The sequence below is a fragment of the Pseudomonas sp. S2_C11 genome, assembly GCF_054668395.1.
In genome coordinates, this window is record NZ_CP162765.1 from 5,947,179 (window position 1) to 5,953,816 (window position 6,638).

Sequence of the window (6,638 nt, forward strand, 5' to 3'; positions counted from 1 at the left end):
GGCCGACAGTCGGCCGTGGAGAACAGCATGTCCAACAGCTTCCTGAATCCGGTCACCACCCAGACCTGGGCCAATGGCCGACACATTGTCCGTTGCGTCAAAGTCATCCAGGAAACCTGGGATGTGCGCACCTTCTGCTTTATGGCCGACCAGCCGATCCTGTTCTTCTTCAAGCCGGGGCAGTTCGTCACCCTGGAGTTGGAAATCGAAGGCCAGCCGATCATGCGCTCGTACACCATTTCAAGCTCGCCGTCGGTGCCGTACAGCTTCTCGGTGACGATCAAGCGCGTGCCGGGTGGCAAGGTCTCCAACTGGTTGCACGACACTTTGCATGAAGGTCAGGAGCTGGCGGTGCATGGCCCGGTCGGGCTGTTCAACGCCATCGACTTCCCGAGCCCGAAAGTCCTCTACCTGAGCGGCGGCGTCGGCATCACGCCGTGCATGTCGATGGCGCGCTGGTTCTACGACACCAACGCCAATGTCGACATGACGTTCGTGCACAGCGCGCGGTCGCCGAAAGACATCATTTACCACCGCGAGCTTGAGCACATGGCGTCGCGGATCGACAACTTCAGCCTGCACCTGATCTGCGAAAAACACGGCCTCGGTGAGCCATGGGCCGGTTATCGCGGTTACCTGAACCACAAGATGCTCGAACTGATGGTTCCGGACTTCCTCGAACGCGAAGTGTTCTGCTGCGGCCCGACGCCGTACATGACTGCGGTCAAACGCTTGCTGGAAGCGGCCGGCTACGACATGTCGCGCTACCACGAAGAATCCTTCGGCGCCACGCCACCCGAGGCCCGCGCCGACGCGGTGGAACAGGCCGAACAAGCCGCCGATGCGCCGGAAATCGACGCCGCGGATCTGCATCAGGTGGAATTCACCGCCTCCGGCAAAAGCATTCGCGTCGGCCCGGGCGAAACCGTACACGCAGCCGCCGCCAAGCTCGGCCTGATGATCCCGAAAGCCTGCGGCATGGGCATTTGCGGAACGTGCAAGGTGATGAAACTGGGCGGCGAAGTGGAGATGGAGCACAACGGCGGGATTACCGAGGACGACGAGGCGGAAGGGTTTATCCTGTCGTGCTGCAGCGTGCCGAAGGGGGATGTGCGGATTGAGTTTTAAATAGGCATGAACTTGGGTCGATCTCCTAAATGAGGAGATCGACCGGGAAAGTGCAATTTCAAATCAGCCCGAACAAAGCGAGCAGGCCGAAGCCCACAAAGGCAAAGCCAAATATCTGCTGGTATTTATTCAGTTTGAGCAGGTCGCGTTTGAGTTTTGGCGGGAAATTCTTAACATCTCTTGCGCTGACTTTGCCTTGGGAAATGTACCGTGCGGGTCTTTTGAGGATGCCGAAAATCTCACCCAACATATAAATACGTCCCCCTAGGCCCGCTTGCCATAACATGAGCAAAGACGATGTGATTGAACTGCGTTTTAGGCTGTTTAGGATCGTTTCCAGTCTTCTCTTGGCGGTATAAAGTAAAATTCCATTTACCACTAAAAGACCTGCGAAACTCACCAGTGTCATAATCACTATGGGATCTTTTACGATATTGTTAATTTGATCAATGGATGAGCTTATTCCCAGGCACATCATAATTGCAAAAAAAATGAAAACCAGTTTGTATAAAATAATCAGGTTCTTTTTCAGTTTTTTGGGGAAGTTTTCGAAGTCTTTCGCGCAAAGCTTTCCTGTGTGAATGTAAAATTCAGGGTTTCGCATGATGTCGAACACTTCTCCCATCATGTAGATTTTGCCCCAAGGACCTCCGTGCCAAAGCATTATCAGTCTGCTCGAAATAGAACTGTTTGTTAGATGGTCCAATATGATTTCGGTCTTTGTTTTCGCGACATACAACATCACTCCTATCAAAGTAAATATGCCGACGAAGTCTACAATACCAATCAACAAGAATATTTTCTCTGAAGTACGAAGAGTCATTTAACAGCCTCGTATACTTTCTGTGCGATCCGTTCGCCGCCTTTCTCGCCCAAAGTCCCGCCGGCATAATTTCCGAGTCCTGCCAGTAGCGCACTGCAAAGTACAGTGCCAAGCCCGCCTGTCGGGAGGCCAGCGCCTACGCAAATCGTTGAGGCAGTCAAGCTTACGAGCGCGCCGGCAACCATTCCGCCACCCACACCACCCATAAAGCTTCCGGTTTCCGTGAATTTCACCTTTTCACACGCCTCGGTATTCCCATGCAGGCACACATCCTGCACCTTCAAGGCCGAGGCGCCACCGCCTACTGCTGTGCCGATCCAGCCGCCATATTTGACGTACTGTGACGCTTGGTTGATAGCCCGAATATGTGTGGCATAACCTGGGTTCTGGCCGATGCCGCCAGCCTTTCTCCAGCGGTGCACAAGGTGAGGATGATCGATGCCGAGAGCGGTCTTGAGGCTCGGGTGATCCGGGAGACCAATGCTTTGCCGCGTGAACCGGTTGAGATGGACGTCCAGTTTCTCCAGCAACTGCGCACGTTGTTTTTTGAACGGCTTCGAGTTCAGGCTGCCTTTTGCGTCCAGCGTATGAACATGCAGCTTCTCAAGATCCGCGAGGACATTTTTTATGCCATCCAGATGATTGGCTGCCATGGCCGTGACGACTCCGATCACTTTTGATTCATAGGCGAGTGCGGTCTGGATCACGCCATAGTGCTGCGCCATGAAATCCGCTTCTTCCACGGTCAGCGGTTCCAGCGTCGCACTGACGAAACGCGCGGTCTGCATCAGCAATGCTTCCTCGTATGTGCATTGCTGATTGTCAGGGTCGCTCAGCACGATCATCGAACCGGCTTTAATCATGTCCGGGGTCGGATTCAAACTTCTGAATCTGGCGATGACATTCGGGTTGGCGGAGGGGAGCAGTTGTGCCTCAAGCTTCTCGGCGACAATACTTTTCTGCACGATGTAAAAACCCGGCTCCGATGGGGCCGGACGATCTTGCGGCCAGTGCTCGCTGGGGAAGAACTTCAAGTCGTTGATGGGGTGAGGGCTGCGCGCGGTGCTGCTGTTATTAACGCGCGCCACCCTGAGGTTCTGCTGATGAATCGCGCGCAGCAACCTGTCTGGATCGGAGCGCGAGGCAGGCTGCCTGAGCATCGATAACGGGCGTTTTTTCACCGCTTCAGGAACGGCACCTTTGGTGCCGCGTACCAGAACTCTGGATTGGTTCAGAAGATGACGCTGTTCCTGTGCAAAGGCGTCAAGGCCCATGTCCGCTGAAAGGCGGCCGCTGGCGACATCATCGACAATGCCCTTGGCGAAGCGCGCGACCTCCTGATTGAACTGCACGCGCGCACTGCCGAATGCCAGATGACGTGAGCCGACTGTCTGTGCCTGTGCGAGCAGCTTGCCGGCAACGTGTCGAACGTCGCTGAGACCATGGCGCCGATCGCTCAACCTTCTTCGCCCCACGAGGCATGGCCGCTGGTCCCGGCGAGGTGATGCACCCAACTGATGCCACGATAACGAATGGCGACCTGCTCCTGAGGTTCCGCGTCGTTGTGCAGAATGACGTGGGGCATATCCAGGTTCAGTTCGGTGAGCACCGCACCGTCGATCGAGACAGAAAAGTATTTTTCCTGCTGACCCTGAGGGGAGGTTCGGTAGAAGTTGATCTTGCAGTCGATCTCTTCACGGTTGGCCAGTGCCTGGGCCAGCAGCGGTGAAGATTTGTCGACGACTTTGGTGACAATGACCGGCGCGTGGGTGGCTCGGTGAGAGTTGTCGAGGTTGGCGAGGTTGTGGCTGTACGACAGCACCATGATTTCATCGGTGTGTGCCGCCTGATATCTGTTGCCCACCGAATCAGGCGTTGAGCAGCCTGCCGAAATCAGCCCTTGGGTCTTGCCCGTGATCGTCATGTAGCCGGGAATTGCCATCGCGTGCGCTCCTTGAATCGGGAGCAAGCAGTCTATGGCGGGATTTTTGTGCTTTCTGTAGGCCTTGGTGTAGGCCGATTCTGAAAATGCAGGTCCGCGACGCGCAGCCTCTGGGTTGCATTCCCGTGCTGAGCATGGGAATGCAACTTGGGAGGGAATCAGGCCGACATGACCTCGCGAATATCGCGCGCCAGTTCGCGCACGCGCTCTTCTTCGGTGTCCCAGGAGCACATGAAGCGTGCGCCGCCCTTGCCGATGAAGGTGTAGAAGCGCCAGTTCTTTGCAGTCAACGCGGCGATGGCCGGCTCGGACAGTTGCAGGAACACGCCGTTGGCCTGCACCGGGAACATCAGTTCGACCCCGGGAATGTCGCTGACCAGTTCTGCCAGCAGTTGCGCGCAGTGGTTGGCGTGGCGGGCGTATTTGAGCCAGGCGTCGTTTTCCAGAATGCCGACCCACGGTGCCGACAGAAAGCGCATCTTCGACGCCAGTTGCCCGGCCTGCTTGCAGCGGTAGTCGAAGTCTTCGGCCAGTTTGTGGTTGAAGAACAGGATCGCTTCACCCACCGCCATGCCGTTCTTGGTGCCGCCGAAACACAGCACGTCGACGCCGGCTTTCCAGGTCAGGTCGGCGGGCGAGCAGCCGAGGAATGCGCAGGCGTTGGAGAACCGCGCGCCGTCCATGTGCAGGTGCAGGCCCAGTTCTTTGCAGGTTGCGCTGATGGCGCGGACTTCTTCCGGGGTGTAGACACTGCCGACTTCGGTGGCTTGAGTCAGGGTCACCACGCGCGGTTTCGGGTAATGGATGTCCTGACGCTTGAGCGCGACTTCGCGGATCGATTGCGGGGTGATCTTGCCGTTTTCAGTGCCGGCGATCAGCAGCTTCGAGCCGTTGGAGAAGAATTCCGGAGCGCCGCATTCGTCGGTTTCGACGTGGGCGGTTTCCGAGCAGATCACGCTGTGGTAACTCTGGCACAGCGACGACAGGGCCAGCGAGTTGGCGGCGGTGCCGTTGAAGGCGAAGAACACTTCGCAGTCGGTTTCGAACAGTTTGCGGAAATGATCGGCCGCGCGGGCGGTCCATTCATCGTCGCCGTAAGCGCGCTGGTGGCCGTGGTTGGCCTGTTCCATGGCGGCCCAGGCTTCCGGGCAGATCCCGGAATAGTTGTCGCTGGCGAATTGTTGGCTCTTGTCGGTCATGGCCGGCTTCCGTAATCGAGACTCTTGTGAAGGCTCGTGGTCAATGAGGATGCGCACTTTACCGAAGATCTTCCGGGGAGCACATGCAATGTCGGGTGGGGAAAATTACCAGTTTATGGGCCGATTATGCACCTGAGCCAACGCGACGGTGCCCTGGATCTGCTCAAGTGGCTGGCGCTGCTGAGCATGTTGCTCGATCACCTGCGATATGTCGGCTTCTCCGTCGACTGGTTGTATGTGCCGGGGCGCCTGGCGTTTCCGTGGTTTTGCCTGGCGATGGCGGTGAATCTGGCCCGGGACGGTTCGCGCAAGATGGAATGGCGCTATCTGGGCTGGCTGGTGCTGTTCAGCGCCATCAGCGAAATCCCTTATCGCTTTTATATCCCCGACCCTGACACGTTCAACGTGATGCCGACGCTGGCGCTGGGCCTGCTGGTGGCGCGCGCTTGGCAGGACTCTGCGTCGGTGGCGCGATTGCTCGCACTGGCCGCGCTGGTGGTCGCGATGGTTTTTTCAGAACGACTGATGTTCGGTTTCTTCGGCGTGCTGCTGCCGTTGGCGATGCTGCTGGTCTTTCGCCGGCCGTGGTATCTCAGTCTGTTGGCCGGGCTGGTTTGTCTGGCGGCGAACCAATGGCAGGTGCTGCTCGAGTCGGCGCGGTTCGGCAACAGCGTGGCGATTCTCGGCCTGGCGACATGTCTGTTTGCGCCGATGCTGGGAATGTTCTTGTTGCGACATGGGCGACATCTGCAGCCACCACCGATGCGGCGCTGGGCATATGCGCTGTATCCCGCGCATTTCCTCCTGCTGCTCGCCATCCGCCAAATCATCGCCTGACCCCTGTGGGAGCGAGCCTGCTCGCGAAAGCGGTCTGCCAGTCAACTTCTATGTCGGATGTGCCGGCCTCTTCGCGAGCAGGCTCGCTCCCACAGTGGATCTCCGGCGTTTCGAAGAGAGCATTTCCAGCCATGTCGTAAACGCACCTTTGCGTGGCGCGCGCAGGCATTTGAGCTGTCTGTGCCGGTCATACCATCGCATCAAAGGGCACTGCCATCATTGCCAGTGCCTTACCGAGACGAATGGCGCACAGATGCCGCTGGGAGAGACGCGATGTTCAGCAAGCAAGACCAGATCCAGGGTTACGACGATGCACTGCTGGCGGCGATGAATGCCGAGGAGCAACGTCAGGAAGATCACATCGAGCTGATCGCGTCGGAGAACTACACCAGCAAACGCGTGATGCAAGCGCAGGGCAGCGGCCTCACCAACAAATACGCCGAAGGCTATCCGGGCAAGCGCTACTACGGCGGTTGCGAGCATGTGGACAAGGTCGAAGCACTGGCCATCGAACGCGCCAAGCAACTGTTCGGCGCCGACTATGCCAACGTCCAGCCGCACTCCGGCTCCTCGGCCAACAGCGCCGTGTACCTGGCGCTGATCCAGCCGGGTGACACCATCCTCGGCATGAGCCTGGCCCACGGCGGTCACCTGACCCACGGCGCCAAAGTGTCGTCCTCGGGCAAGCTCTACAACGCTGTGCAGTACG

General features: G+C 57.8%; 6 protein-coding genes and 1 pseudogene. 3 read left to right on the top strand and 4 right to left on the bottom strand.

Features of this window, described 5'->3' with window-relative positions; translation table 11 throughout:
• Nucleotides 1-27 precede the first annotated feature (27 nt).
• A complete protein-coding gene (gbcB, locus tag AB4N48_RS26755; RefSeq protein WP_016772824.1) occupies nucleotides 28-1,128 on the top strand; it encodes a glycine-betaine demethylase subunit GbcB in 1,101 nt (366 codons plus the stop codon).
• Between the two features lie 58 nt (nucleotides 1,129-1,186).
• Here the strand turns inward: gbcB and AB4N48_RS26760 are convergent, their stop codons facing one another.
• The 4 genes from AB4N48_RS26760 to AB4N48_RS26775 all read right to left on the bottom strand — a co-directional run bounded on the left by AB4N48_RS26760 (nucleotide 1,187) and on the right by AB4N48_RS26775 (nucleotide 5,092).
• Nucleotides 1,187-1,951 (bottom strand): hypothetical protein, encoded by a 765-nt coding sequence (locus tag AB4N48_RS26760; protein ID WP_460094569.1) that lies wholly within the window; start codon nucleotides 1,949-1,951, stop codon nucleotides 1,187-1,189.
• Entirely contained in the window at nucleotides 1,948-3,411 is a 1,464-nt protein-coding gene (locus tag AB4N48_RS26765) for a hypothetical protein (protein ID WP_460094571.1), read from the bottom strand. Before AB4N48_RS26765 ends, AB4N48_RS26760 begins: the two co-directional genes overlap by 4 nt.
• A complete protein-coding gene (locus AB4N48_RS26770) occupies nucleotides 3,408-3,893 on the bottom strand; it encodes an Hcp family type VI secretion system effector (protein ID WP_056786550.1) in 486 nt (161 codons plus the stop codon). Before AB4N48_RS26770 ends, AB4N48_RS26765 begins: the two co-directional genes overlap by 4 nt.
• Before the next feature lie 158 nt (nucleotides 3,894-4,051).
• Nucleotides 4,052-5,092 (bottom strand): threonine aldolase family protein, encoded by a 1,041-nt coding sequence (locus AB4N48_RS26775; protein WP_016772826.1) that lies wholly within the window; start codon nucleotides 5,090-5,092, stop codon nucleotides 4,052-4,054.
• A gap of 126 nt (nucleotides 5,093-5,218) precedes the next feature.
• Here AB4N48_RS26775 and AB4N48_RS26780 point away from each other — a divergent pair, with 126 nt between their 5' ends.
• Both AB4N48_RS26780 and glyA read left to right on the top strand, forming a co-directional pair.
• Nucleotides 5,219-5,929, top strand: a complete 711-nt coding sequence (locus tag AB4N48_RS26780) for a TraX family protein (RefSeq protein ID WP_423662611.1) — start codon at nucleotides 5,219-5,221, stop codon at nucleotides 5,927-5,929.
• Between the two features lie 273 nt (nucleotides 5,930-6,202).
• A pseudogene (gene glyA / locus AB4N48_RS26785) lies at nucleotides 6,203-6,638 on the top strand (serine hydroxymethyltransferase); the annotation flags it as partial.